Origin of the sequence: Sphingobium sp. Leaf26 (assembly GCF_001421665.1) — a bacterium.
Classification (GTDB): domain Bacteria; phylum Pseudomonadota; class Alphaproteobacteria; order Sphingomonadales; family Sphingomonadaceae; genus Sphingobium.
Map to the genome: position 1 here is coordinate 622183 of NZ_LMKV01000001.1, position 26162 is coordinate 648344.

The 26162-nt window shown below is 64.9% G+C and carries 20 protein-coding genes; 8 read left to right on the forward strand and 12 right to left on the reverse strand.

Annotated elements, in window-relative coordinates:
* Positions 1–31: 31 nt before the first annotated feature.
* Positions 32–769 (reverse strand): TlyA family RNA methyltransferase, encoded by a 738-nt coding sequence (locus ASE85_RS03100; RefSeq protein ID WP_056683246.1) that lies wholly within the window; start codon positions 767–769, stop codon positions 32–34.
* Complete coding sequence (locus ASE85_RS03105) at positions 769–2811, reverse strand: protein-disulfide reductase DsbD family protein (protein WP_056683250.1); 2043 nt, start codon at positions 2809–2811, stop codon at positions 769–771. Before ASE85_RS03105 ends, ASE85_RS03100 begins: the two co-directional genes overlap by 1 nt.
* 77 nt (positions 2812–2888) lie before the next feature.
* On the opposite strand from ASE85_RS03105, the gene ASE85_RS03110 reads away from it, so the two are divergent.
* Positions 2889–4562, forward strand: coding sequence for an alkaline phosphatase family protein (locus tag ASE85_RS03110; protein WP_056683252.1), 1674 nt, complete (start codon positions 2889–2891; stop codon positions 4560–4562).
* 72 nt (positions 4563–4634) lie between these two features.
* Here ASE85_RS03110 and epsC read toward each other — a convergent pair whose 3' ends face one another.
* The 9 genes from epsC to ASE85_RS03155 form a co-directional block, all read right to left on the reverse strand.
* Positions 4635–5642, reverse strand: a complete 1008-nt coding sequence (gene epsC / locus ASE85_RS03115) for a serine O-acetyltransferase EpsC (RefSeq protein WP_056684301.1) — start codon at positions 5640–5642, stop codon at positions 4635–4637.
* 92 nt (positions 5643–5734) lie between these two features.
* Positions 5735–7063, reverse strand: coding sequence for an ATP-binding protein (locus ASE85_RS03120; RefSeq protein WP_056683255.1), 1329 nt, complete (start codon positions 7061–7063; stop codon positions 5735–5737).
* On the reverse strand, positions 7060–7770 hold the full coding sequence (locus ASE85_RS03125) for a response regulator (protein WP_056683259.1): 711 nt from the start codon (positions 7768–7770) through the stop codon (positions 7060–7062). The genes ASE85_RS03120 and ASE85_RS03125 overlap by 4 nt, the downstream gene beginning before the upstream one ends.
* Positions 7771–7951: 181 nt before the next feature.
* The gene (locus ASE85_RS03130; protein ID WP_056683262.1) at positions 7952–8809 is read right to left on the reverse strand and encodes a TorF family putative porin; all 858 of its coding nucleotides are present in this window, start codon (positions 8807–8809) and stop codon (positions 7952–7954) included.
* 291 nt (positions 8810–9100) lie between these two features.
* Positions 9101–10597: a SulP family inorganic anion transporter gene (locus ASE85_RS03135; protein WP_056683265.1), complete on the reverse strand. Its 1497-nt coding sequence runs from the start codon at positions 10595–10597 to the stop codon at positions 9101–9103.
* 3 nt (positions 10598–10600) lie between these two features.
* On the reverse strand, positions 10601–11299 hold the full coding sequence (locus ASE85_RS03140; protein WP_056683268.1) for a carbonic anhydrase: 699 nt from the start codon (positions 11297–11299) through the stop codon (positions 10601–10603).
* A 182-nt stretch (positions 11300–11481) separates the two neighbouring features.
* Positions 11482–12192 (reverse strand): response regulator transcription factor, encoded by a 711-nt coding sequence (locus ASE85_RS03145; protein WP_056683270.1) that lies wholly within the window; start codon positions 12190–12192, stop codon positions 11482–11484.
* On the reverse strand, positions 12189–12641 hold the full coding sequence (locus ASE85_RS03150) for a hypothetical protein (RefSeq protein WP_056684304.1): 453 nt from the start codon (positions 12639–12641) through the stop codon (positions 12189–12191). Before ASE85_RS03150 ends, ASE85_RS03145 begins: the two co-directional genes overlap by 4 nt.
* 140 nt (positions 12642–12781) lie before the next feature.
* Entirely contained in the window at positions 12782–13312 is a 531-nt protein-coding gene (locus ASE85_RS03155) for a hypothetical protein (protein WP_056683273.1), read from the reverse strand.
* Positions 13313–13525: 213 nt separating this feature from the next.
* Between ASE85_RS03155 and ASE85_RS03160 the strand changes: the two genes are divergently transcribed.
* The gene (locus ASE85_RS03160) at positions 13526–14494 is read left to right on the forward strand and encodes a magnesium and cobalt transport protein CorA (RefSeq protein ID WP_056683276.1); all 969 of its coding nucleotides are present in this window, start codon (positions 13526–13528) and stop codon (positions 14492–14494) included.
* Here ASE85_RS03160 and ASE85_RS03165 read toward each other — a convergent pair.
* The gene (locus ASE85_RS03165) at positions 14472–15536 is read right to left on the reverse strand and encodes a LacI family DNA-binding transcriptional regulator (RefSeq protein ID WP_056683279.1); all 1065 of its coding nucleotides are present in this window, start codon (positions 15534–15536) and stop codon (positions 14472–14474) included. The genes ASE85_RS03160 and ASE85_RS03165 overlap by 23 nt on opposite strands.
* Positions 15537–15793: 257 nt before the next feature.
* Between ASE85_RS03165 and ASE85_RS03170 the strand changes: the two genes are divergently transcribed.
* The 6 genes from ASE85_RS03170 (at position 15794) to ASE85_RS03195 (ending at position 26147) form a co-directional block, all read left to right on the forward strand.
* A complete protein-coding gene (locus ASE85_RS03170; RefSeq protein WP_056683282.1) occupies positions 15794–18169 on the forward strand; it encodes a TonB-dependent receptor in 2376 nt (791 codons plus the stop codon).
* 62 nt (positions 18170–18231) lie between these two features.
* Complete coding sequence (locus ASE85_RS03175; protein WP_235523173.1) at positions 18232–19938, forward strand: arylsulfatase; 1707 nt, start codon at positions 18232–18234, stop codon at positions 19936–19938.
* Between the two features lie 71 nt (positions 19939–20009).
* Entirely contained in the window at positions 20010–21644 is a 1635-nt protein-coding gene (locus tag ASE85_RS03180; protein ID WP_235523218.1) for a glycoside hydrolase family 3 protein, read from the forward strand.
* The gene (locus ASE85_RS03185; RefSeq protein WP_056683288.1) at positions 21638–23566 is read left to right on the forward strand and encodes a glycoside hydrolase family 3 protein; all 1929 of its coding nucleotides are present in this window, start codon (positions 21638–21640) and stop codon (positions 23564–23566) included. The genes ASE85_RS03180 and ASE85_RS03185 overlap by 7 nt, the downstream gene beginning before the upstream one ends.
* An 8-nt stretch (positions 23567–23574) precedes the next feature.
* Positions 23575–24507 (forward strand): formylglycine-generating enzyme family protein, encoded by a 933-nt coding sequence (locus tag ASE85_RS03190; RefSeq protein ID WP_056684311.1) that lies wholly within the window; start codon positions 23575–23577, stop codon positions 24505–24507.
* Positions 24504–26147 (forward strand): sulfatase family protein, encoded by a 1644-nt coding sequence (locus ASE85_RS03195; protein ID WP_056683291.1) that lies wholly within the window; start codon positions 24504–24506, stop codon positions 26145–26147. The genes ASE85_RS03190 and ASE85_RS03195 overlap by 4 nt, the downstream gene beginning before the upstream one ends.
* The last annotated feature ends 15 nt before the right edge of the window (positions 26148–26162 follow it).

Here is a 26162-nt window from a genome sequence, read left to right on the forward strand (position 1 = left end):
ATGTCCGGGGCAGAGAACGAAGCTGAAGCCGTTATCCACCAAGCCGGGCATAGAGAAGAAATTCCACATTGCCCTGCGGACCGGTAATCGGACTTTGCGTCAGTCCCGCGACGGTCCAGCCCTGCGACACGACCCAGTCCTGAACCTCGGTACAGACCCGGTCATGCACGGCGGAATCGCGGATCACGCCATTCTTTCCCACCTCCTCGCGCCGCGCCTCGAACTGCGGCTTGATGAGGGCGACCATCTGCGCGCCGGGTTTTGCAAAGCTGATCGGCTTTTCCAGCACCTTGGCGAGGCTGATGAAGCTGGCGTCGCAGACGATGATGTCCACCGCTTCGGGGATATGGGCGTCGGTCAGGATGCGGGCGCTGGTCTGTTCATGCACGATGACGCGGTCGTCGGAGCGCAGTTTCCAGGCGAGTTGGTTGGTGCCGCTGTCGACCGCATAGACCTTTGCCGCGCCGTTGGTCAGCAAGACGTCCGTGAAGCCGCCGGTCGAGGAGCCGACGTCGATCGCCACGAAGCCGGTGACGTCGATGCCGAATGCCTCGACCGCATGGGCCAGCTTGATGCCGCCGCGCGATACCCAGGGGTGGTCGCGGCCGCGCACGTCCAGATCGGCATCGGCCGCAACCTGCTGCCCGGCCTTCTCCACCTTCCTGTCGCCAAGGAAGACAAGCCCGGCGAGGATCAGCGCCTGCGCGCGGGCGCGGCTTTCAGCGAGGCCATTGTCGACGAGCAACTGATCGGCACGGACCTTGGCCATCAGGACACCAGTCCCGTCAGGGTGGCGGGGGTCAGCAATTGCGGAAGGGTCTGGGCATCCTTGCCCGGCGCATACCAGAGGTAGAGCGGAACGCCCGACCGCCCCTGGCTTTCCAGAAAGCGGGTGATGGCGGGATCGGCATTGGTCCAGTCGCCGACCATGACGGTGACGCCGGCCTTGTCGAAGGCCGCGCTGGTTTCGGCGCGGTCGATGGCGGCGGCCTCGTTCGCCTTGCAGGTCAGGCACCAGTCGGCGGTGAAATAGAGGAAGACCGGCTTGTTGGCGGCCCGCAATTCGGCAAGTTTTGAGACAGCGAATTGGACAGTTGAATCGCCTGCTTTTGCGACGGTCGGGGCGCGGGTCGGCAAGGCACAGGCGGCCCCGGCCAACAGCGCCAGAGCGGCTATGGCGGCCATCAGGCCCCCGCCCTTGCCCAGCCGCTGACGACTGCCCAGCCACCAGAGCAGCAGGGCGAGCAGCAACGCCGCCGTCAGGCCGATGGTCATGCCGGACACCCCGCGCTGCTGGCCCAGCAGCCAGGCGAGGCCCAGCGCGGTCAGGAACATGGGGATGGCGAGGATCTTCTGGAACGTCCCCATCCATCCACCGGGCTTAGGCAATCGCTTGCGAAGCGCCGGCACATAGGCAAGCAAGAGGAAGGGCAGCGCAAGGCCAAGGCCCAGCCCCGCGAACACCGCCAGCGCGGCGGGCAAGGGCAGCAGCAAAGCCGCGCCCATCGCCGCCGCCATGAAAGGACCGGTGCAGGGCGTCGCGACGAAGGCCACCAGTGCGCCGGTCCAGAAGGAACCGGCAACGCCGCCCTTCCCCACCAAGCCTTCGCCACCGCCATAGGCGCGCAGTTCGAACAGGCCGGCCAGGTTGAAGGCGATCGCCGTCACCAGCAGCAGCAGCGCGAGGATGATGCGCGGATCTTGCAACTGGAACGCCCAGCCGACCGCGCCCCCCGCCGCGCGCAAGGCCAGCAGCAGTCCGCCCAGCGCAAGGCAGGTCAGGATGATGCCGGCGGTATAGGCCAGCGCCTCGCGTCGGACGGTGCGTTCGTCGCCGCCGGCTCTGGCCAGCTTCATCGCCTTCAAACCCAGGATCGGAAAGACGCACGGCATGATGTTGAGCAGCAGCCCGCCCAGCAGCGCCCCGCCCAGCGCCGCAAGGATGGCGCCCCACTGGCCGCCGTCATCCGATGCCGCGCCAGTGACTTCGCCCGGCCTGGCCGTCAGCAGGAAACCGACATGATCGCCCGTGCGCAGCACCGCCTGCACGGTGCCGCCCTTGCCGCCCTTGCCCCCCTCGGCCGCATCCGTCTCCAGCAGCAACCGGTCGCCTTGCCGCGTCACCGTCTGCGGCGCGGCGTAACGGGCAAGCCCTTCGGCCAGCGGGAAGAGGTGGACGTCGCTCGCCTGCGCGCTCGCCGGGAAGGGCACGGACAGGCGCACCTTGCCGTCCTGGATGGCATAGGTCGCTTCCGACCCCAGCGGGCGCGGCAAATGGGTGCGCCAGCCATCGAAACGCGCGCGAGTCGCCGTCACGATCTGACCATCGCCCACGACCAGTTCCAGCGTCAGGTCGCCGCCCTCGGGCACGCACACCTTGTCGGTGCAGGCCAGCCATTGCGCTGCGGCCTTGATCGGCAGGCGGGTGCCGGGCGTCACGTCGGCCGCGACCTTCAGGTCCGCCAAGATCGCATAGGGGCCTTCATAGACATGGTTCATCAGGCCGGAGATCAGCAACGTTTCGGGCACCGGATAGCGCAAGGCGCCGACGGTCACGCCCTTGGGCAGGGTCCAGTCCACGGTCATGCCCAGACCCGCGTCGCCCGGATTTTCCCAATAGCCGTGCCAGCCCTTTTCCGGCACCATGGCAAAGGCGATGCTGGTACCCTCGCCTGCCCTGGGCGTAGCGCTTTCCGTCTCCAGCGCGGCGGCGATATGCGCTGCGCCGCCGCCGAAAGCGCTCTGCGCCTGTACGGTAGGGAGGCCTGCCAACAGGGCAAGCGTCATGAATATGACTTTAAAAATCCGCATCGGGCCTCTGGTCGGTCGGGTGCAAGGGGGCTAGGTCGCTCCCTATCCGCCGTCAAGGCATGAGAAGGTCATAGACTATGTTGAAACGTTGCGCCGCCGCCCTGTTGCTCGCCACCGCGCTGGTCCCCGTCATGCCGGCCGTGGCGCAAAGCCCGACGCCGACGCCCGCCACGACCGCAACGCCTGCTACGCCTCCGAAGCTGATCGTCGCGATCAGCATCGACCAGTTTTCCGCCGATCTGTTCAGCGAATATCGCCAATATTATAGCGGTGGCCTCAAGCGCCTGACGAGCGAAGGCGTCGTCTTTCCGCGCGGCTATCAGAGCCATGCCGCGACCGAAACCTGCCCCGGCCATTCCACCATCCTGACCGGCAGCCGCCCGTCGCGCACCGGCATCATCGCCAACAACTGGTTCGACCTGGATGCCAAGCGCGACGACAAGAATGTCTATTGCGCCGAGGATGAGAGCCGGCCGGGCACCGACAGCGACCATTATGAAGCATCGCCCCTGCACCTGAAGGTGCCGACTCTGGGCGGCCGGATGAAGATCGCCGATCCCGCCACGCGCGTCGTGTCGGTCGCGGGCAAGGATCGCGCCGCGATCATGATGGGTGGCGGCACCGCCGATCAGGCCTGGTGGCTCAGCCCCAAAGGCTATGTCAGCTACAAGGGCGTGGCCGTTCCGCCGCTGGTGGCCAAGGTGAACGAGGTGTTCGCCCGGCGTCTGGCCGAGGGCAATGCCGGGTTCGCACTGCCCGCCCAGTGCGTGTCGAAGGATTTCGCGGTGCAGGCCGGAAACAAGAGCGTCGGCACCGGCCGCTTCACCCGTCAGGCGGGCGATTATAACGGCTTCCGCATTTCGCCCGAACAGGATGCGCTGACGCTGGCCTTCGCCGCCGCCGCGATCGACAGCATGCGCCTTGGCAAGCAGGCGCAGACCGACATCATCTCGATCGGCCTGTCGGCGACCGACTATATCGGCCACACCTATGGCACCGAGGGCACGGAAAGCTGCATCCAGGTCGACCGTCTGGACCGCGAGCTGGGCGCCTTCTTCGACAAGCTGGACAAGGACGGCATCGACTATGTCGTGGTGCTGACCGCCGACCATGGCGGCCATGACCTGCCCGAACGGCACCAGTTGAACGCGATGCCGATGGAACAGCGCGTGGACAAGGCGCTGACGCCCAAGGCGCTGAATGCCACCATCGCCGAGAAGGTCGGCATGGCCGGCAAGAAGGTGATCTGGAGCGACGGTCCGGCCGGCGACCTCTATTTCGACAAGGGGCTGACCATCGCCGAGCGCACCAAGGTGGAGGCCGAAACGCTGGCCTATCTGCGCGCCCATCCGCAGGTGCAGACCGTGTTTACCAAGGCCGAAATCGCCGCCACCCCCTCCCCCTCCGGCCCGCCCGAAAGCTGGAACCTGATCCAGGAAGCGCGCGCCAGCTTCTATCCCGCGCGGTCGGGCGACCTGCTGCTACTGCTGAAGCCGCGCGTCATGTCGATCCCGGAAAGCGCCGTGATGGGCGCGGTCGCCACCCACGGTTCGCCCTGGGACACGGATCGCCGCGTGCCGATCCTGTTCTGGCGCAAGGGGATGCAGCATTTCGAGCAGCCGCTGGGCGTAGAGACGGTCGACATCCTGCCGACGCTGGCCGCGCTCATCAAGCTGCCGGTGCCCAAGGATGAAATCGACGGCCGGTGTCTGGATTTGATCGCGGGCAATGGGGATAGCTGCGCGCAGTAAGGGGCATCAACCGAAAGCCATAATGTTTCCCCTCCCGCCAGCGGGAGGGGGATAGCCTGTCATCCACGATCTTCAGATACTCTCCCCGATCCCGTCCGTCGCCTCCTCCACCAAGGCATGGACGCGATGGGGGGCGGAAACCTGGACGCGGCTGGTCACTTCATATTGGGCCTTGGCCTGACGCACATTGGAGTCGGCGGGCACGCTGTCGGTCAGCCAGACATTGCCGCCGATGACGGACCGGCTGCCGACGATGATCCGGCCCAGCACGGTCGCACCGGCATAGATCACCACATCATCCTCGATGATCGGATGGCGTGGCAGGGCCTTTTCCAGCGCGCCCTTATCGTCCGCCGGAAAGCTGCGTGCGCCCAGCGTCACGCCTTGGTAGAGGCGCACCCGCGCGCCCACGATCGCCGTTTCGCCGATGACGACGCCGGTGCCATGGTCGATGAAGAAGGACGGACCGATGCGCGCGCCGGGATGGATGTCGATCCCGGTCTTGCCATGCGCGATTTCCGACACGATCCGCGCGACCAGCGGCGCGCCCAGCTCATAGAGGCGATGCGCCAGCCGGTGATGGATGATCGCCAGCATGGAGGGGTAGCAGATCAGCACTTCGTCCACGCTGCGCGCGGCGGGATCGCCCAGGAAAGCCGCGTCGACATCGGTATCGAGCAGGACACGCAGGGCCGGCAGGCTGTCGGCGAAGGCGGCAATGATCCGTGCCGCTTCCCGATCCACCGCGACGGCCGGCTGACCCTTCAACGCATAAATCTGTTCCAGCCTGATCTGGCCATGGAGCTGGCCCAGCACGGCCTGGAGCGTTTCGGCGACATAGGCGTCCTCATTATGCAGCCGCACGAAGCCGGCGCCGAGCCGCAGCGGAAAGAGCGCGCCGCATAAGCACTGGGTGATCTTCGCCAGATTGTCGCGCGAGGGAAAGCCTTCGGCGCCATATTCGGCATGATGCTGTTGCGACTGGCGCCAGCGGCTGCGCGCCGCGCTCAGTTCCGCGACCAGCCGGTCGACGTCCCAATGGCCCTGGCCCGCCATTTCACTACCCTGTTCATCTGCCATAATATTCGCCTTCATGCGCTTATTGCCGGGGCATAGCGTGATGACGTGGACAGCGATAAACGAGTTTTGCTTGGGGCCGAACAGTTTCTCTTTTAGCCGCGTGCGCCTTGTTTGGGCAGATGCAGGCAGATTTCGGCGCGTAGCCCGCCTTCGGGCCGGTTGGCGAGGATGAACTGGCCACCCTCCGCCGTCACCGCCTTCTGCACGATCGCCAGCCCCAGCCCCAGCCCGCGCGTGTTGCGCTGACGCGCATCATCCAGACGGGAGAAGGGCCGCAGCACTTCCTCCAGCCGTTCGCGCGGGATGCCGGGGCCGTCATCATCGACGCGGATCAGCACCTCATTGCCCTTGCGCTCCAGCGAAACGCGGGCGCGATCCCCATAATGGAGCGCATTCTCGATCAGGTTGCGCACCGCGCGGCGCAGCGAGAGGCCGCGCACTTCCATTTCCAGATGGTCCGGCCCATTATAGTCCACATCCTGATCATGATCCTGAAACGCATCGACGATGGTGGCGATGCTGACCGCAATGTCGGTGCGGACCGGCGGTTCGGGGTCTTTCTCCCCGCCCAGGAACGCGAGCAGCGATTCCAGCATCGCGCCCATTTCCTCCAGGTCGCCGCCCATGGCTTGCTGCACTTCGGGGTCTTTCACCAGTTCCAGCCGCAATTGCAGCCGGGCGAGCGGCGTGCGCAGGTCATGGCCGACCGCCGCCAGCGTCTCCGTCCGCTCGTCCATCAGCCGGTGCATGCGCGCCTGCATCGCGTTGAAGGCAGTGATGAGGTTGCGTACGTCGCTGGTGCCGGCTTCGGGCACGATCACTTCCGATCCTCGACCGATCTTGTGCGTCGCATGGGTCAGGTCGCGCAGCGGCGCCAGCGTCCGGCGGATCAGCAGCAGGCCCGCCAGCAGCAGCGCCAGGACGGGGATCAGCGCCAGCCCCAGCCGGCCGAGGGTGAAGGCCCATTTGCCGCCGCTATGGTGCATGCCGAAATAGACCCAGCTGCCGTCATGCAGTTGCAGTCCGCCATTGATTTCCGAATGGCGGCCCGGCGTCAGGCGCAGCCAGAGGCCCGACTTTTCAAGGCTGGGTTCCCAGTCGATGATCTGGCGCCGCATCCGCTCCAGTTCCGGCGACAGCGGCGGCGGCGGCGGCGCGGCGGGCGACCAGTGGACGTCGTAGCGATCGGTGGTCAGTTGCAGGCCCAGCGCCGGGCGCTCGCCACGCGGCTGTTCGACCAGCAGCTTGCGCGCGATGACCAGATGTTCGGCCAGACGCCGCGCCTCGTCGTCCTGCAAGGACAGATGGCTGGCCCGCTCATAGACGAGCGTGCCGACCGCAAATTCCAGCGTGACGGTCAGCAGCAGGATCGCGCAGAGCCGGCCCAGCAGGCCGAGCGATCCCCTGACCTGCCGTCTCAAGCGCGGCTGACCTCTGCGTTGAACATATAGCCGACGCCGCGCACCGTGGTGATCGGCGCGCCCTTGTCCTGCGTGGACAATTTGCGGCGCAGGCGGCTGACCAGCACGTCGATGCTGCGGTCGCTGCTGTCGCCCATGCGGGTGCGGGACAGTTCGATCAGCCGTTCACGCGCAATGACGCGCTGCGGGTGGCTGAGGAAGGAGCCGAGCAGGTCGAATTCCGCCCCGGTCAGTTCCACGATCGCGCCGGTGGGGGAGCGCAATTCACGACGCGGGAAATTGACGCTCCAGCCGTCGAAATGGGCTTCGCTCTCACGATGCTCGTCCGGGCCGCGCTCCACGCCGACGCGGCGCAGGATGGCGCGGATGCGGGCGATCAGTTCGCGCGTGCCGAAGGGCTTGGGCAGATAATCGTCCGCGCCGAGTTCCAGCCCGACGATGCGGTCGGTTTCGCTGCCCTTGGCGCTGATGAAGATGATGGGAACGTCGCTCTTGCGGCGGATCTGGCGGCACAGGTCGATGCCGTTGGTGCCGGGCAGCATGACGTCCAGCACGACCAGATCGACCGGGCCGGCATCGAAGGCCACCCACATTTCCGGGCCGGAGGATGCAGGGCGCACCTGATAGCCATGTTCCTGGAGCGCGCGGGCGGTCAGCGTGCGCAGCGGCGGATCGTCTTCGACGAGGATGATCGACGGGGCGGTCATGAAAGCGTCAGCGCACAAAATGTCATGTTTTGGAGATAGGGCTCGCCGGATCGGGGGTCAACCGCGCGGCCGCGCCCAAAGGGGCAATCGCGACTGGAGCAACAATTTGTCACGCCAACGAAAAGGGCCGGCCCGACAGGATGTCGGACCGGCCCTTTTCAGGCGACGCAATGGCGTCGGATCAGAAGGCTGCGGTCAGCGAGAAGACGACCTGGCTGCGCACGATCGACTTGCCGGCATTGTCCGCGTCCGCAACCGACAGGTTGGGGCGGAGATAATTTTCCTCCACGCGGGCGATGTCGGTGTCGACATAGGCGACGCCCAGCGTCAGCGGCGTGCCGGGAATGGCGACGTCCGCACCGACCAGCCAGTCCATATATTTGCCGGTCGGTGCAACCGACGTGCCGTTCGGACCAAGGCCGCTGTTGCCCTTCGAATAACCCAGATGCGCCTTCAGGCTGACCGGGGTGTTGGGAACCGCGCCGCTGACGTCGACCCAGGTATAGAGATTGTCGTTCTTCTTGCCGGGATTGTCGGGGATGCCGCCGGCATAGCTGAACGCATCATTATACCATTTGCCCAGTGCCTGCTGCTTGGGCGCATAGGCGATGCCGACCAGGCCCTTGACCGGGCCAAGCTGGCTCGACAGCTTCACATAGGGTTCGGCGAAATCGGTTTCGTCCGCGCCCGACGGGTACATGTACCAGGTCAGGCCGACGTCCAGCGTCGTCGTTTCGTTGAGAGGAACGGCGTAACCGGCGAACAGGTCCAATTCGATGCCGGCGCCGCCGAAGGTGCCCCAGCCAGCCAGGTTCGATGCCCAGGTGCCGACATAGGCGCCGCTTTCATGCGTGGCGGTGATGCCGCCTTGCACGGCCATGGCCTTGTCCGACTGCGACACGCCACGGAAGCGATAGTCGGACACGAGGCCGACGCTGCCGGTAACGGTGACGGGGCTGGCGGGTTCTTCCTGTGCGAAAGCCGGGGCGCTGGAAAGAAGCGCGAGGGCGGCACAGGCGATTTGATACTTCATGAACATTCCCCTTTACGTTGGAATGTTCCGTCCTGCATCCGCCGCCCAGGGATCTGTTTTGATCGCCCCCGATGCCAGCGGATGCCTATGGATTATGCCCTCCCGGCCGTCCCGCAAACCGCTTTTACCGCAACTGCGAAAGGATTGGGCCTGCTGTGATATGCAAAGCACGGTTCTTTGCTAATGTGATAACAATATATTGCTATTATGTTTCTGTTGGCAATGAAGGCAAAAAGAAACCGCCGCGCCTGGAAGCAGGCACGGCGGCTCAAAATGTCGCCTGTTTTGTTGAGGGGGTCAGGCGACCAGTTGGCGCATCCGTCCGGTTGCGCCAAAATATTCCACCGGGGCGCCCGCGCCGCGACGGCGATCGACCCATTCGCGCAGCATTTCCGCGCAGGTATGGTCGATATGGCCCAGACGCTCCACATTCAGGATGACAAGGCCAGCCGCTGGCAGCGATTCGAGCTTGGCCGACAGCTTGGGCAGGCTGAGGAAGGTGGCGGTGCCGCGCAGCGCCACTTCATGCGCCTCCCCGCGGCTTTCCTCCTCCACCTTCAGGCGCAGGCGGGTCGCGTGGGGCAGCAGTTCCAGCATCGACAGGCCGATGCCCACCAGCACACCGGTCAGCAAGTCGGTCGCCACGACGCAGATCAGCGTCGCCGCCCATACGATCGCCGGCAGCGGACCGTAGAGGTGGAAGAGATGCTTGACGTGCGCAACGCTCACCAGACGAACGCCGGTGATGACCAGAATGCCAGCCAGCGCCGCCATCGGGATTTCGCGCAGCAGCCAGGGCAGCAGGGCGACGAAGCCCAAAATCCAGACGCCGTGCAGGATCGCCGACATGCGGGTCTTGGCGCCAGCCTGCACATTCGCCGATGATCGGACGATGACGCCGGTCATCGGCAGCGCACCGGCAAAGCCGCAAAGCAGGTTGCCCAAGCCCTGCGCGCTCAGTTCCTTGTTGTAGTTGGTGCGCACGCCATCATGCATGCGATCGACGGCGGCCGCCGACAGCAGCGTTTCGGCGCTGGCGATGAAGGCGATGGCGAAGGCGGTCGCGATCACGGTCGGGTTCATCAACTGCGCCAGCAACCCGCCTTCTGGCAGCGTCACGGCAGCGACGATCGATTCGGGCACGATGACGCGGGCGACGTTCAGGCCCAGTGCGAATGCGACCAGCGTCGCCGCCACCACACCGACGAGCGCGCCCGGCACCAGCTTCATCGACGCAGGGCGGAATTTCTCCCAGCCCAGCATGCTGAAGATCGTGACAAGGCCGACCGCGAAGGCGGTGACGGTGTCGCCGCTCGACAGGCCCAGAATCTGGCCGGGCATGGCGATCAGGTTGTGCAGGCCGCTCGACAAGGGCTTGTCGTCGAACAGGACATGGAACTGCCCGACCACGATCAGCACGCCGATGCCCGCGAGCATGCCGTGGACGACGGCGGGGGAAATGGCGCGGAACCAGCCGCCGACCCTCAACAGACCGGCAACCACCTGAATGGCACCAGCCAGAATCAGGATCGGGCCAAGGGCGGAAAGCCCCTGTTCGCGCACGATTTCAAAGACGATGACGGCCAGACCGGCGGCCGGGCCGCTGACCTGCAACGGCGAACCCGCCAGCAGGCCGACGACGATGCCGCCGATGATGCCGGTAATCAGGCCCTTTTCCGGCGGCACACCGGACGCGATGGCGATGCCCATGCAGAGCGGCATGGCCACCAGAAAGACGACGATCGACGCCGTGAAGTCGCGGCCGAAATTGCCGCCGGAAAGAGCCTTCAACATGATTTACTCCGCCGCTTGGGCATAGAGGGTTTCGCCGGCGAGGCGACGACCCTGGGGGTGGGCGACCGGCATCGGCGCACCTTCACGCAGCGGCGCGAAGCGACCGGTCGTGCCGTCCAGGCCAAGAACCTGACCGGCATGAATATCGACATACCAGCCGTGCAGCGCGATTTCGCCGCGGGCGATGCCCGACGCGATCGACGGATGGGTGCGCAGATGGGCCAACTGCACCACGACATTTTCCAGCGCCATGTTGCGCAGTTTGTCAGCGTCGCTCAGGTCGGCGGGATAATTTTCGGCGCACACCTTCTGCGCGGCATGGCTGTGGCGCAACCAGGCGGCGACGTTGGGCATGGCTGTAAGGTCGGCATTGGTGGCCAGCGCCTTCATCGCGCCGCAATCGCTGTGACCGCACACGATGACGTCGCGCACGCCCAGCACCATCACGGCATATTCGACCGTCGCGGTGACGCCGCCAAGCTGGCTGGCATGCGGCGGCACGATGTTGCCGGCATTGCGGCACACGAACAGGTCGCCGGGCGCAGCCTGCATGATCTGTTCGGGGACGATGCGCGAATCGGCGCAGGAGATCATCAGCGCCTTGGGGCTTTGGCCATGGTTGGCCAGTTGGTTGTACAGCGTGCTTTCGCCGGGGTAGACCTTGGTTTCAAAATCGAAAACGCGACCGATAAGCTCGTTCATGGAGTCTATCCTCTTCTTGAATAACTATCTGCCGGTCAGGGGGCGGACCGGTATAGTTTGAAGGATAGACATGGGTTCTTGCTGCGGCGCAGCGGGATTGTTAAAAACTATGTCTGAGTAATGAAACGGCGCGAATGGCGCAAAACCGCGAAAAACGGCGGTTTTGCGCAATCCTTTGCCGGTCAGCGCCGGTCGACCACCGCGCTGAACATATATCCGACGCCGCGCACAGTAACAATCGGCGCGGGACGGCCGCCCTCCCCCAGCTTGCGTCGCAGCCGGCTGACCAGCACATCGATGCTGCGATCCGACGACGGCGTGTCGCGCACCCCCGCCAGTTCCATCAGGCGGGTGCGGGCGATCACCGTCTGGGCATGATCGAGGAAAACCGACAGCAGCGAAAATTCCGCAGCGGTCAGGTCGACCTGCTTGCCAGTCGGGTCGGACACTTCGCGCCGGGCGAAGTCCACCACCCAGCCATTGAAGATCGCCTCGGTCTGCCGGCGCAGGCCCAGCGCCCGCTCGCCCCGACCGCGCCGCAGCACGGCGCGCAGCCGGGCGGCCAGTTCACGCGCCGAATAGGGCTTGACCATATAATCGTCGGCGCCCAATTCCAGCCCGACCACCCGGTCGACCTCCGAACTGTTCGCCGCGACCAGGATGATCGGCACATCGCTGCGTTCGCGAACGTCACGGCACAGGTCCAGCCCGTCCGGCCCGCGCAAGGCGGCGTCCAGCACGACGGCGCCAACCGGCGTGCTGGACAGGGCGCTGAAAATATCATGGGCCGACGCGGCCGGCAGGGCACGAAACCCGCTCTGTTCCAGATATTCGCGTATCTTCTGTCGCAGATCCTGATGCGTTTCTGCGACCAATATCAGCGGTGGACTCATCCGCCTTTCACGGCGCCCTTGGTCAGCGCATGCACGCCGTCCAGTTCGTTCACCAGCACGGCACGATCCTGCTGCGCGACGGCGACCGCTTCGGCCGAACGGTCCGCCACATGGCGGGCGACCTGCGCGTCGATCTGGTGACGGGCGGCGGTGCAGGTGCCGGCATAGCTGCCCGACAGCGGCGTGAAGCGATGGATCGCCTTCCCGAAAGCGGGAACGGCCTGCCCCTGCGCGGCGACCGCGCGGTTCACGCTGACGTCGGCCTGCCAGCGGCAGACCGGGATGGCGCCGCGATTGGCGAAGCGCGGTTCGACTTCCCGCAGGCTGATGGTCGGCTGGGCCTGATAACTGGCCGTATAGGCCTGCGCGCCATGGATGATGTCGGTACTGTGGATGGTGCTGGGAGCAACGGCGAGAGCCGCCACGCTGGATGCCAGGATCAGGAACATGGGCTTCTCCTCTGCGACATGGACGATCTGCGCCATCTTGGCCGGGCAGATGCGGATAACCCAGGATTAAGGCTGGCAAATGTCTCCGCAATTTGCCGAAGGTAACAAATCATTGCCGGCGTAACGTTTCAAGCAATAATTCATTGCGCCGCCAGCAATGTCGGCTCGGACGCCGGATCCACGACACCACGAATATGGTCGATCAGCGCGGCCAGCCACAGGGCGTCGGCCGCCGCGCGGTGTCGTGCCACCCCCTGCCCATCGGCAAAAGCGACGGCGGCGGCGACTCGCGCGTCGTCCGCGCGTGCCTCGTCGAACAGGGTGGCGACATGGTGAATGGTGAAAGGCGACGGCGCGCCAGCGGCGGCAGCCAGCGTATCGAGCCAATATTGGTCTATCAGGCTGTCGGCGACGACGCGATGCCCCTGCGTCGCGGCGACCAGTTCGGCCAGTACGACCGATGCGGGAAGTCCTTCGCCTTCGATCCGGTCCCGGCTCAGGCCATGCAGCGCTTCCGCTTCGGGGGTCCAGTCCCATCCGGCCCAGTCGTCGTGCGGGCGAATCAGCCAGCTACGCGACATGCCGCCATCCGCTATCCCCACTTCGATCGGGAAGGACCGTCCATGACGCGGAAGGCAGGACGCTTCGAAGTCGATAGTTATGATGTGCAAGGCACAGCTCCATATTCTCGTGCGACCCGCCCCCTCCAAGCATGTGCCGCGCGCTTTTCTATGCGCCCCTTTCGCGCGCAACTATGTCACGGCGAAGTCAATCGCCACCCCCTTCAGCAAAAATCATATGGACTGAAGCAGGGGTGCGGCGAAAGACGGGACGACGCCGCCATTGTCTGTTAGCGAACGGAACCCAAAGGGAAACAGAGTGCCATGACCGTCGTAGCCGCCTATCTCTATCGCAACGGCCAGCGGGTCCGCCCGGTGACGATCGACGCGCGGATCGACTGCGCGACGGACAAGTCCGAATTCATCTGGATCGGCGTCGCCGAACCGACCGAGGAAGAGATGCAGATCCTGGCCCGCACCTATGGGCTGCATCCGCTGGCGGTGGAGGATGCGATCAAGGCCAACCAGTTGCCCAAGATCGACATTTATGGCGACCAGTTGTTCGTCGTCGCACGCACCGCTCATGTCGAGGGCGACGCCATCTGCTATGGCGAAACGGCCCTGTTCGTCGGCCCCGACCATATCATCAGCGTCCGCCACGGATCGGCCCGCGCCCATGTGGCGCTGCGCGAGGAACTGGAGGCCGTACCATCCCGCCTCGCCCAGGGCGTGGACTATGTGCTGCACGCCATCCTCGACTTCATCGTCGACGGCTATCTGCCGATCATCGAGGGGATCGAGGAAGAGGTGCTGGAGATGGAGCAGCAGATGATCGACCATTTCCTGCGCCGCGACGACATCACCCGCATCTTCAGCCTGCGCCGCCAGTTGATCCGCTTCCAGCGCATTCTGGTGCCGATGCAGGAGGTCGCGACCAAGTTCGTGAAGATGGACCTGCCTTGCATCGACCCGGAAGCCCGCCCCTATTTCAGCGATGTCCGCGACCATGTCCGCCGGGTGCAGACGATGGTGGACGACCTGCGCGAAATCCTGAACAGCGTGTTCGAATCCAGCAATCTGCTGGAGCAGCAGCGCACGGGCGACATTACCCGTCAACTGGCCGCCTGGGCCGCGATCCTGGCGGTGCCGACCGCGATCGCCGGCATTTACGGCATGAATTTCGAGCATATGCCCGAACTCAAGAGTATGTACGGCTATCCGGTGGTGCTGAGCGTGATCGCAGTGGTCTGCACCCTGCTCTACACCCGGTTCAAGAGGTTGAAGTGGCTGTAGCCAGCGGCCGCGCGACCGATTCGCGGATCACCAGTTCGTGCGGCAGATAGTCGTTCACCCGCTCGACATCGCCCGCCCCGCCCCGCGCCAGATCGATCGCCAGCGTCGCCGCCTGCGCCGAAATCTGCTTGCCCGGATGCTTGACCGTCGTCAGCGACGGCCAGATCTTCACCGCGATCGGCGTATCGTCGAAACCCACCACCGACAGGTCGCGCGGTACGTCCAGCCCGCGCCGATGCGCCAGGGATACGATCGCGGCAGCCATGTCGTCATTGCTGGCGAAGATCGCGGTCGGGCGGTCGGGCAGGTCCAGCAGCGCCGCGCCGGCGGCCAGCCCCGACTCGAAGCTCATGTCGCCCGCCACGATCAGGTCCGGGCGGATCGGCAGCCCCGCTTCACGCAGCGCCGCCTGATAGCCCTCGCAGCGGGTGCGATGGATCAGGTGGCCCGCTCCACCGCGAATGAAGCCGATGTTCCGGTGTCCCAATCCGATCAGATAGGCGGTCATGTCGCGCGCCGCGCCGAAATCGTCGATCCGCACGCAATGATCGCCGGGCAGCGCGTCGCCCGGCGACATCGCCACAACCGGCACCGGAAAATCGCGGGTCAGGCCATGGCGATTGGCGACCTCGCAATATGGCGGCACGATCAGGATCGCATGGGCGCCATTTTCCACCAGCCCCTGCATCTGCTGCGCGATTTCCTTCGGATCGCCGCTTTCCAATGGACGCAGCAACAGTTGCGCGCCGAGGCGGCTGGTCGCATCCAGCGCGCCGACGAGGATGGAACTGAGAAACGCATTCTCGATATTGCGATAGAGCAGGCCGATCCGGGTCGCACTGGCGCTCGCCAGGGAACGCGCCGCCATATTGGGCACATAATTGAGTTCGCGCACCGCCGCCATCACCGTGTCGCGGGTGCTTTGCCGGACTTTCGGACTGTTGTTCAATACGTTGGACACGGTCATGGCCGATACACCGGCATGGTCTGCGACTGTCTGGATGGTGATGGCCTGGCTGGCACGACGCCCCGAACGGGCCATGATGGATGACTCCCTGGTTGGCGCACCCCGCGCCTTCGCGGCCTGTTTAACGCTATATTCCGAGCGGTTGCAAATGGGTGCGATAGCCCCTGTTGCAACAAATCCGCAGTTTTCCATAAAAATGTAGCGCTAAAATATTGCTGTTGACATCATCGTCACCGGAGCGGATTTAGCGCTACAACCGAGCGGTCAACCGCTGGTGGGTTTTAATTTTGCACGACCGCGCGTCGATACAGGCGCCGGACAGGGGAGGATATATGCGCTTTTCCAAGACCATGACGTTGCGCCGCGCCGCGGTGTCCGCACTCAGCCTGGGCATCGCCTTGGCCCCTGCCGCCGCGATGGCGCAGGATGCCGCACCGCAGGCGCCGCAGGACGGCACCGACATCGTCGTCACCGCCCAAAAGCGCGCCGAGCGTTTGCAGGACGTGCCGCTGGCCGTGACCGCCGTGGGCGCCGACACGCTGGCCAACCGCCAGATCAACGACAGCAGCTCGCTGGTGCAGGCGGTCCCGTCGCTGACCTTCCAGCAGGGCGCCACCCCCACCAACAGCAGCTTCCGCATTCGCGGCATCGGCACCGCCCTGTTCGGTCAGGGCGTCGAATCCTCCGTCTCCACCGTAGTCGACGGCGTCGTCGCCGTGCGCCAGACCCAGGGCTTCACCGACCTCGCCGACATCGAGCGCGTCGAAGTGCTGCGCGGCCCGCAGGGCACGCTGTTCGGCAAGAATGCGACCGCTGGCGTCGTCAACGTCACCACCGCCCGCCCCTCGCGTGATTTCGAGGGCAAGGCAGAAGCGACGATCGCCGAGCATGGCGAATATCGCGCCCGTGGCACCGTGTCCGGCCCGATCAGCGATACGATGCGCGCCCGCGTCACCGGATTCTACAATGACGTGCGCGGCGTCGCCCGCAACATCGCGACCGGCGGCTGGGACAATGGCTCCAAGAGCTGGGGCGTGCGCGGCAAGCTGGAATGGGATGCGACCGAAAATCTGAACCTGCTGTTCGCGGCCGAATATCGCAAGACCGACGCGGATTGCTGCGCTTCCACCTGGATCGCGATCACCAACCCGAACCTGCAAACGCTGGTCGGCCCGATCGACGCCACCCGCAACAACCGCACGCTGAACGACGAAACCGTCACCTATTCCAACAGCAAGCAGCAGACCTATTCTTTGCAGGCCGACTGGGATCTGGGCGCCGCCACGATCACGTCCATCTCCGCTTACCAGAAATATCATCTGGACGTGAACCAGCCGATCGAGCGCATCAACAGCGATGTGCCGCTGTTCGTCGGCAGCGCCGCCACCTACTCCTATTTCAGCCAGAACCATGGCATCGTTGATCTCGACGCCTTCAGCCAGGAATTGCGGATCGCCAACAATGGCAATAGCGACTTAAATTATGTCGTCGGCGCCTTCTACATGCATTCGGACATTGAGCGCCCGTTCGATCGCCGCCGCGCCCGTTGCACCGCCGGCACCTTCGGCGAAGCCTGTGCGCCTGCCAACATCATCTGGCAGTCAGCCAAGAGCGACATCCGCCTGAAGCAGGAGAGCATCGCCGCCTTCGGTCAGTTCGACTATCGCATCACCGGCGGCTTGAAGGCAATCGGCGGCCTGCGCGTCCAGCATGAAAAGGGCACCAACAGCGGCACCCGCACCGCCCCGATCGTGGCGGGCGACGTGATCTTCCCCGGTAACGCCTCGACCAGCGGCTCCATCACCGCCAGCGACACCGCCGTCACCGGCAAGGCGGGCCTGCAATATGAATTCAGCCGCAACGCGCAGGTCTATGGCAGCTATACCCGCGGCTATAAGGGTCTGGGCTATGAGATGGAAATCTCCGCCGACCTCGCCAACCAGCGCGTGCTGGAGCCGGAACATGTCAACGCCTATGAAATCGGTTTCAAGGGCCGCACCGCCGACGGTGTGCTGAGCGTCAGCACCGCCCTCTTCCTGGCCGACTATACCAATCTTCAGGTGCAGGCGAACCGTTCCGACATCACGTCCGGCGTCGTCCAGTTCGTGTCGACCAACGCCGGCAAGTCGCGCACCAAGGGCTTTGAGGTCGAAGCGACCGTGCGTCCCGACGATCATTTCAGCCTGACCGGCGCGGTCACCTATTCGGATGCGAAGATCGACATTGATGGCCTGAACTGCCCGCAGCAGATCGCCGCCACCGCGCCGATCATGACCGGCACACCGATCAACGTCTGCTACCGCACGGCGGCGGGCGTCACCCCGACGCAAAATCTGCGCGGCGCCACCCTGCCGGTCAGCCCGAAGTGGAAGATCAGCATCGCGCCGCGCTATGAAGCGCCAATTCCGGGCACCGACTATGCCGGCTTCATGCAGGTGGGCGTCAATTTCCAGAGCGCGATGAACTTCTCGGTCGAGCAAGACCCGCTGCTGGAACAGCCCGCCTACACGCTGGTCGACGCCAGCATCGGCGTGAAGCAGATCGATGGCCGCTACAGCCTGACCCTGTTCGTCAAAAATCTGTTCGACGAAAACTATCTGACCAGCATCGGCCACACCTCCTTCCTGGGCGGCAATTATGATCTGGTCGGCACCTTCAACAAGGATGCAGACCGTTACTTCGGCGCCACGCTGGGCGTGAAGTTCTGATCCTTCTGGCGCGGCGGTTACCGCCGCCGCGCCTCCTATTCTCACGGTATGGAGCAGGACGAATGGGCAAGCGCATCCTGATGGCGGCGACCATGCTGACAGCGGCGATCGGCCTGTCCGGCGCGCACGCAGCGCCTAAGCCTGTGGCACCGGCCAAACCCAATATCGTCCTGATCGTCCTCGATGATGTCGGCTTTTCCGACCTGGGCGCTTTCGGCTCGGAAATCCGCACCCCCAATATCGATGCGCTGGCGGCGGGCGGGTTGCGCTACAACCAGTTCGACAGCAAGGCGGTCTGCACCCCCACCCGCGCGGCGCTGCTGACCGGCCGCAATCATCAAACGGTGCGGATGGCGGACCTGCCGACCAACCGGCGCACCACCGACATGAGCCGCGATCGCGGCGAACTGCCTACCAATGCGCAGATGCTGCCGCAGGCGCTGAAAGCCGCAGGCTATCGCACCTATGGCGTGGGCAAATGGCATCTCGGCCCGGAATATGAGGACGGGACGCCGGGCAACAATGCCAGTTGGCCGTTGCAGCGCGGCTTCGACCGTTTCTATGGATTTTACAATGGCTGGACCGATCAATATCATCCCGACCTGATCGAGGGGAACAGGCCGCTGCCCAAGCCCGACCGGCCGGGCTATCATTTCTCCGCCGACATGGCCGACCATGCCATCGCCGATATCGACCATGCAACGGGCAGGCCCTTCTTCCTCTATTTCGCCATGGGCGCGGGCCACGCGCCGCTTCAGGCGCCACGCGCCTATATCGACCATTATCGCGAGACATATGCAAAGGGCTGGGACGCTTTACGCGCCGAACGCTTCGCGCGGATGCAAAAGCTGGGCATCATTCCCGCAAACGCCGTCAACACCGTCCGTGCCGCCGGCGATCGCGCGTGGGACCAGCTCAGCGCCGACGAGCAGGCCGTCTTCGCCCGCTACATGGCGACCTATGCCGGTTTTCTGGAACATGCCGATGCGCAGATCGGCCGCGTCGTCCAGCGGCTCAAGGATAGCGGCCAATATGACAACAGCATCATCCTGCTGATCTCCGACAACGGCGCCGCATCCGAAGCCGGGCAGGATGGCAGTTTCGAGAAGATGTACCGCCCCAATAAACTCAGCTTCGCGCAGCAGCGGGCGCGCATCGACGATATCGGCACGGACAAGCTGCAACCCGAATATCCCCGCCCCTGGGCTTGGGCCGGCGACACGCCGTTCCGCCGCTACAAGGTGTGGCCCTATGCCGGTGGCGTCCGCACGCCATTGATCGTCTCATGGCCGGCGGTGATCAAAGACAAGGGCGCCGTGCGCAGCCAGATGGTCGACCCGATCGACCTCGCCCCCACTTTGTTGGATGCGGCGGGCACAGACTTTGCCCGGAGCGTCGATGGCGTGGCGCAGGTGCCGGTCGCCGGCCGCTCGATCCGCGCCACCTTCCGCAATCCGGCCGCCGCGACCCGATCGGTCCAATATTTCGAACTGCGTGGCCAGCGCGCCATCACTTCGGGCCATTGGCGCGCGGTCGCCATGCACAAATATGGCACCGACTTCGCGAAAGACCGGTGGGAATTGTTCGACCTGTCGAAGGATTTTTCCGAAAGCACCGACCTTTCCGCCAGCCACCCCGCCAAGCTGGCGGAGATGAAGGCGCTCTGGTGGCGGGAGGCACGCAAGTACAGCACCCCTGCCCTCGCCGAACCGCCGGAAATTTTCGCCAGGCGCGCGCGCTACGACGACGCCTTCACCGATCCGAAATGAGCCTCATCATTCCCAATCTGTCTTCCCCACTTTCACCCGGTGCCGGTCCTCTCGCCCTCTCCCGCGAGGACATGGCCTGGGTGGAAAACACCCGCGACGCGATGAGCGTCGAGGCGCAGATCGCACAACTGTTCGTCCTGTCCGCGCGCCACGACAGCATCGCGGAAACCGACGGCCTGCTCGGCCATGCGCCGGGCGGCATCCATCGCTTCCCGACCCATGATCTGGCCGCAGCGTGGGCCGCGACCCGCCATGCGGTCGAGCGGTCGCAAGTGCCGCTTATCCTGTCCGGTGACATAGAGGGCGGCACGGTCAGCGCGCCTTTCACCACCGCCATCCCCAACCAGATGGGCATCGCCGCCTGTAACGACCTGACGCTGAGCGCCGACCTTGCCCGCATCGTCGGGCTGGAAAGCCGGGCGCTGGGCTATAACTGGTCGTTCACGCCGGTCGTCGATATCAATCGCGCCTTTCGCAACGCCGTGGTCGGCACCCGCTCCTATGGCTCCGACCCCGACCGTATCCTGGCGCAGGCCCGCGCCTATGTCCGCGCGTTGCAGGCGCAAGGCGTGGCCGCCTGCGCCAAGCACTGGCCGGGCGACGGGCTGGACGATCGCGACCAGCATCTGGTCACCAGCGTCAACGACATGGACATGGACGAGTGGCGGGCGACCTTCGGCCGTATCTACGGCGCATTGGTCGATGATGGCGTGATGACGATCATGTCGGCCCATATCGCCCTGCCCGCCTATATCCGCGAGAAACTGTCGCAGGCGGGCGCGCAGGCGTTCGAGCCGGCCTCCGTCTCCCGCCTTCTCAACGAAGATCTGCTGCGCGGCGAACTCGGCTTTGACGGCCTGATCGTATCCGACGCCACCGTCATGGGCGGCCTGACCAGTTGGATGGCCCGCGCCGAAGCGGTGCCGGCGGTGATCGAAAATGGCTGCGACGTCTTCCTCTTCAGCCGCGATCCAATCGCCGACATGGGCTTCATGCTGCAAGGGCTGCGCGACGGTCGCCTGTCGGAACAGCGCCTGCACGATGCCGTCACCCGCTTCCTGATGCTGAAGACCAGGCTGGGGCTGCACCGCATGACCCCGGACGAACGCATCGCCCCGGTCGAACGGACCCGCGCCCTGCTGCGCCAGCCCGCCCATCTCGATCAGGCCGCCCGCGCGGCTGCCGCCAGCATCACTCTGGTCAAGGATCGCGACATGCTGATCCCGATTGTGCCGGACAAGCACAAGCGCGTGCTCATCATGTCGGACGAAGGGGCCAGCTTCTTCTCCGGCGCGCCCGAACGCGACTTCACGCCGTTGATCGCAGGTCTGGAAAGCCGGGGCTTTACCATCCGCCATTTCGATGCCGATGCGATGCCGACGCCTGAGGACACCGACCTCATCCTCTATCTCATCGGGCAGGAAGCGACCCCGTCGCTCAGCCATATCTTCCTCGATTTCGCCAAGCTGCATGCCGGTCCGCGCAACGGGATGATCCAGTTCAACCGCGAAATCCCGACCCTGCTCGTCTCCTTCGGCCAGCCCTATTATCTGTATGACGCGCCGAATTTCGCGACCTATATCAACGCCTATGCCTCCCTGCCCGATGTCCAGACGGCATTGGTGGAGCGGCTGACGGGCGATGCGCCCTTCACCGGAAACAGCCCGGTCGACGCCTTTTGCGGGAAGGAGCAATTGTCATGGTGATGCGCAGGATCGCGGCGACTTCGCTGCTGCTGATGGCGCTGGGTGGCGCAGGATCGCCACCGCCCGCCGGCTGGCGCGACCTCAACCATGATGGCAAACTCGACCTTTATGAGGACAGCCGCGCACCGGTCGACAAGAGAGTAGACGATCTCCTCGCCCAGATGACGTTGCCGGAAAAGGCCGGGATGCTGCTGCACGGTACCCTGCCCACGCCCGGTTCCGCGATCGGTTTCGCCGGCAAGACCTATGACGCCGATGCGACCGCGAAGCTGCTGAACGATCGCCATATCAGCAGCTTCATCACGCGCCTCGTCGTGTCGCCATCCCAATTGGCTGCACAAAACAACGCCGTGCAGAAACTGGCGGAAGCGAGCCGCCTTGGCATCCCCGCCACGATCAGCACCGATCCGCGCCATCATTTTCAGGCGACGTTGGGCGCCAGCACCACTGGCGGCGGCTTCTCGCTGTGGCCCGACACGCTGGGCTTCGCCGCGCTGGGCGATGCCGACACGGTCCGCCGTTTCGGCGACATCGCGCGGCAGGAATATCGCGCCGTCGGCATCCATATGGCCCTCTCGCCGCAGGCCGACCTTGCCACCGAGCCGCGCTGGCCGCGCTTCGCCGCCACTTTCGGGTCCGATCCGGCCGACGTGTCGCGCCTCGCCGGCGCTTATGTCGAGGGATTTCAGCATGGCCGCACCGGCGTCCGCCCCGATGGCGTCGCGACCGTGGTCAAACACTGGGTCGGCTATGGCGCGGAGCCGGAAGGGTTCGACGGACATAACCATTATGGCCGCAACGCGCCGCTGACCGACGCCGCCTTCGCCCAGCATATCCGCGCCTTCGACGACAGCCTGGCTGCCCACAGCGCGGGCGTCATGCCCACCTATGTCATCGTGCGTGGCCCGAAGATTGCGGGCCAGCCGATCGAACCGGTCGCCGCCGGCTTCAACAGGCAGATGCTGACCGGCCTGCTGCGCGGGGAGAAGGGCTATCGTGGCCTGATCGTGTCCGACTGGTCGATCACCAATGATTGCCCGCAGGCCTGCATGGCCCCCGATGCGCAGAATCCGCAAACGCCCGCCTCCATCGGCACGCCATGGGGCATGGAGACGGCCGACAAGACCACGCGCTTCGCCAAGGGTCTGAATGCCGGGATCGACCAGTTCGGCGGCGCGAGCGATCCCGCCCCCATATTGGATGCGGTCGCCAAGGGCCTCGTCAGCGAAAAGCGGATCGATGACTCCGTCCGCCGCGTGCTGCGCCTGAAGTTCGAACAGGGGCTGTTCGACAATCCCTATGTCGATGAAGTCGCCGCCGCCCGCATCGTCGGCAACCCGCGGGCGCAGCAGGAAGCCGACGCCGTCCAGCGCGCCAGCCAGGTTCTGCTGCGCAACGACGCCGCCACCCTGCCGGTCGCGCCGGGCAAGCGCATATGGCTGCACAATGTCGATGCCGCCGCCGCCCGCGCCGCCGGCTTCACCGTGGTCGAAGACCCGGCGCAGGCCGACATCGCGCTGGTCCGCACCGCGACCCCGTTCGAAACGCTGCATCCGCATCATTTCTTCGGCGCGCGCCAGCATGAAGGACGGCTCGATTTCCGCGCCGACGACAAGGATGTGCAGGCGATCGCCCGCGCCTCCGCCCATGTCCCTACCATCGTCGCCATCGAGATGGATCGCCCTGCCATCCTGACCGCGATCGAACCCATGGCCAGGGCCATGCTCGTCACCTTCGGCGCGAGTGATGCCGCCGTGCTGGATGTCGTCACCGGCCGCGCCGTGGCAAAGGGGCATATGCCGTTCTCCCTCCCCCGCTCCATGGCCGATGTCGAGGCGCAAAGCCCCGACCTCCCCGATGATGGCCCCGCCCCCGCCTATCCGCGCGGAGCCGGGATCGTCCTGAAGGCCTCTGCCGAGTGACGGACGGCATGATCCACCTGCCCGGCGGCGCTTTCCTGATGGGATCGGACCGATTCTATCCCGAAGAAGCGCCGGTGCGCCGTGTGCAGGTGGACGGCTTCCGCATCGACGAAACGCCGGTCACCAACCGTGACTTCGCGCGCTTCGTGGACGCGACCGGTCATATCACGCTGGCGGAAATCGCGCCCGATCCCAAGGACTATCCCGGCATGGACCCGGCGATGGCGCAAGCGGGTTCCTTGCTGTTCCAGCGTACCGGCGGCCCGGTATCGCTAGAAGACTATAGCCAGTGGTGGCAATTCAGCTTCGGCACCGACTGGCGCCATCCCCATGGCCCGGACAGCCGGATCGAGGGGCTGGAGGATCATCCCGTCGTCCATATCGCCTATGCCGACGCAGAAGCCTACGCCAAATGGTCGGGCAAGGTGCTGCCGACCGAAGCCGAATGGGAATATGCCGCGCGCGGCGGCCTGGGCGGCGTGGACTATGCCTGGGGCGACGCGCTGGCGCCCGGTGGCGCGATGTTGGCCAATTACTGGCAGGGCGCTTTCCCATACGGCAACACGCTGGCGGACGGCTATGAGCGCACCTCGCCGGTGCGCACTTATCCCGCCAACGGCCATGGCCTGTACGACATGATCGGCAATGTCTGGGAATGGACGACCGACTGGTTCGCCCAGCCCCGGATCGAGCGCAAGGCGAAGGGGAGCTGCTGCGTCCCCGCCAATCCGCGCGGCGGCACGAAGCGGGAGAGCTTCGATCCCGCCACGCCTGACATCGCCATTCCGCGCAAGGTGTTGAAGGGCGGATCGCATCTGTGCGCCGCCAATTATTGCCAGCGCTATCGCCCCGCCGCCCGCCATGCGCAGGCGGTGGACAGCGCGACCAGCCATATCGGCTTTCGCTGCATCATCCGGGACAAGAAGGGAACCCGTCCATGACCCACGCCCGCCGCGCGCTGCGCGCCGCCGCGATCGCCGCCTGCACCCTGCTGGGACCGGGCGCCTTCGCCAAGCCGGTAAACCCGCCGCAGCCGAAACCGACCAACATGATCTTCGTGCTGGTGGACGATTTGCGCTACGATGCGATGGGTTTCCTGACGCCCGGCCTCCAGACCCCCAATATCGACGCGCTGGCGAAGAATGGCGTCTATTTCCCCAATGCCGTCGTCACATCCTCGCTCTGCTCACCCAGCCGTGCGACCATCCTGACCGGCCAGACCGCCCGTAACCATGGCGTGGTGGACAATAATAACAGTTCAGAGGAAGGGCTGACCTTCTTCCCCAAATATCTGCAACAGGCGGGCTATCAGACCGGCTTCTTCGGCAAATGGCATATGGGTTTCGACACCGACGCCCCCCGCCCCGGTTTCGATAAATGGGTCAGCTTCAAGGGGCAGGGCACCTATTTCCCGACCGAGCAGCTATCGCCCGAAAAGATCGCAGCGGGCGAGCGACAGATGCTCAATGTCGATGGCGCGCATGTGAAGCGCACGGGCTACATCACCGACGAGCTGACCGACTATGCCATGAACTGGCTGGACAAGGGCCGGGACAAGTCCAAGCCCTTCTTCCTGTATCTCAGTCACAAGGCGGTCCATAGCGATCCGCTGCCGCCCGACCGCTACAAGGCGCAATATAGCGATCTCAAGATCAATCTGCCCGCCAGCATGGCGAACACGCCGGAAAATAATGCAGGCAAGCCGCTGTGGGTCCGCAACCAGCGCAATAGCTGGCATGGCGCGGACTTCCCCTATCACACCGACAACCCCATGACGGAGCAGGTGCGCGACTATTATCGCACCCTGTCCCCCGTGGATGAGAGCCTGGGTCGCATCCTGGCCTATCTAAGGGCGAACCATCTCGACAAGAATACGATGGTCGTCTTCTATTCCGACAACGGCTTCATGATCGGCGAACATGGGCTGATCGACAAGCGCAACGCCTATGAACCATCCGTGCGCGTGCCGATGATCGTCTGGGCACCGGGCATGGTGCCCAAGGGCGTGACCAACCCGGCGGTCGTGCGCAATCTCGACCTCGCGCCCACCTTCCTCGACATCGCCCACCTGCCCAAGCCCGCGCAAATGGAGGGCAAGAGCTTCCTGCCGGTAGCCGAGGGCAAGATCGACGAAAAGACCTGGAACCCCGGCGATTTCGTCTATGAATATTATTGGGAATGGAGCTTCCCGCAGACCCCCACCACCTTCGCTATCGAGCGCGATCGGGTGAAATATATTCAATATCATGGCGTGTGGGATCTGGAGGAACTGTACGACCTCAAGACCGACCCGGACGAGATGCACAATCTGATCGAAGACCCCAAATGGCTGGATACGAAGATCACGCTGCGCAAGGCGCTGTTCGATCAGCTGGGCAACAGCAAGGGCGCACATGTCGTCCCCTACACGCGCAAGACCAGCTCCGGCCTCGTCCATCGCAATATCGACGGCCCGCACGCCGCCGACTTTCCGGCCGACTGGTATGTGAAGCCCAACCTGCCGACCAAGATGAACGACCTGTTCGCCGACAGCCCCGCCAAGGCGAAAGCCGAGGCCGAAGGCAAGACCTACCATCCTTGATTTTGGCCCTGATCC

What these genes read in the sequence shown, in the direction of transcription:
- ASE85_RS03100 (WP_056683246.1), bottom strand. Translation starts at nt 769, where the DNA reads ATGGCCAAGGTCCGTGCCGATCAGTTGCTCGTCGACAATGGCCTCGCT.
- ASE85_RS03105 (WP_056683250.1), bottom strand. Translation starts at nt 2,811, where the DNA reads ATGCGGATTTTTAAAGTCATATTCATGACGCTTGCCCTGTTGGCAGGC.
- ASE85_RS03110 (WP_056683252.1), top strand. Translation starts at nt 2,889, where the DNA reads ATGTTGAAACGTTGCGCCGCCGCCCTGTTGCTCGCCACCGCGCTGGTC.
- epsC (WP_056684301.1), bottom strand. Translation starts at nt 5,642, where the DNA reads ATGGCAGATGAACAGGGTAGTGAAATGGCGGGCCAGGGCCATTGGGAC.
- ASE85_RS03125 (WP_056683259.1), bottom strand. Translation starts at nt 7,770, where the DNA reads ATGACCGCCCCGTCGATCATCCTCGTCGAAGACGATCCGCCGCTGCGC.
- ASE85_RS03130 (WP_056683262.1), bottom strand. Translation starts at nt 8,809, where the DNA reads ATGTTCATGAAGTATCAAATCGCCTGTGCCGCCCTCGCGCTTCTTTCC.
- ASE85_RS03135 (WP_056683265.1), bottom strand. Translation starts at nt 10,597, where the DNA reads ATGTTGAAGGCTCTTTCCGGCGGCAATTTCGGCCGCGACTTCACGGCG.
- ASE85_RS03140 (WP_056683268.1), bottom strand. Translation starts at nt 11,299, where the DNA reads ATGAACGAGCTTATCGGTCGCGTTTTCGATTTTGAAACCAAGGTCTAC.
- ASE85_RS03145 (WP_056683270.1), bottom strand. Translation starts at nt 12,192, where the DNA reads ATGAGTCCACCGCTGATATTGGTCGCAGAAACGCATCAGGATCTGCGA.
- ASE85_RS03150 (WP_056684304.1), bottom strand. Translation starts at nt 12,641, where the DNA reads ATGTTCCTGATCCTGGCATCCAGCGTGGCGGCTCTCGCCGTTGCTCCC.
- ASE85_RS03160 (WP_056683276.1), top strand. Translation starts at nt 13,526, where the DNA reads ATGACCGTCGTAGCCGCCTATCTCTATCGCAACGGCCAGCGGGTCCGC.
- ASE85_RS03165 (WP_056683279.1), bottom strand. Translation starts at nt 15,536, where the DNA reads ATGGCCCGTTCGGGGCGTCGTGCCAGCCAGGCCATCACCATCCAGACA.
- ASE85_RS03170 (WP_056683282.1), top strand. Translation starts at nt 15,794, where the DNA reads ATGCGCTTTTCCAAGACCATGACGTTGCGCCGCGCCGCGGTGTCCGCA.
- ASE85_RS03175 (WP_235523173.1), top strand. Translation starts at nt 18,232, where the DNA reads ATGGGCAAGCGCATCCTGATGGCGGCGACCATGCTGACAGCGGCGATC.
- ASE85_RS03180 (WP_235523218.1), top strand. Translation starts at nt 20,010, where the DNA reads ATGGCCTGGGTGGAAAACACCCGCGACGCGATGAGCGTCGAGGCGCAG.
- ASE85_RS03185 (WP_056683288.1), top strand. Translation starts at nt 21,638, where the DNA reads ATGGTGATGCGCAGGATCGCGGCGACTTCGCTGCTGCTGATGGCGCTG.
- ASE85_RS03190 (WP_056684311.1), top strand. Translation starts at nt 23,575, where the DNA reads ATGATCCACCTGCCCGGCGGCGCTTTCCTGATGGGATCGGACCGATTC.
- ASE85_RS03195 (WP_056683291.1), top strand. Translation starts at nt 24,504, where the DNA reads ATGACCCACGCCCGCCGCGCGCTGCGCGCCGCCGCGATCGCCGCCTGC.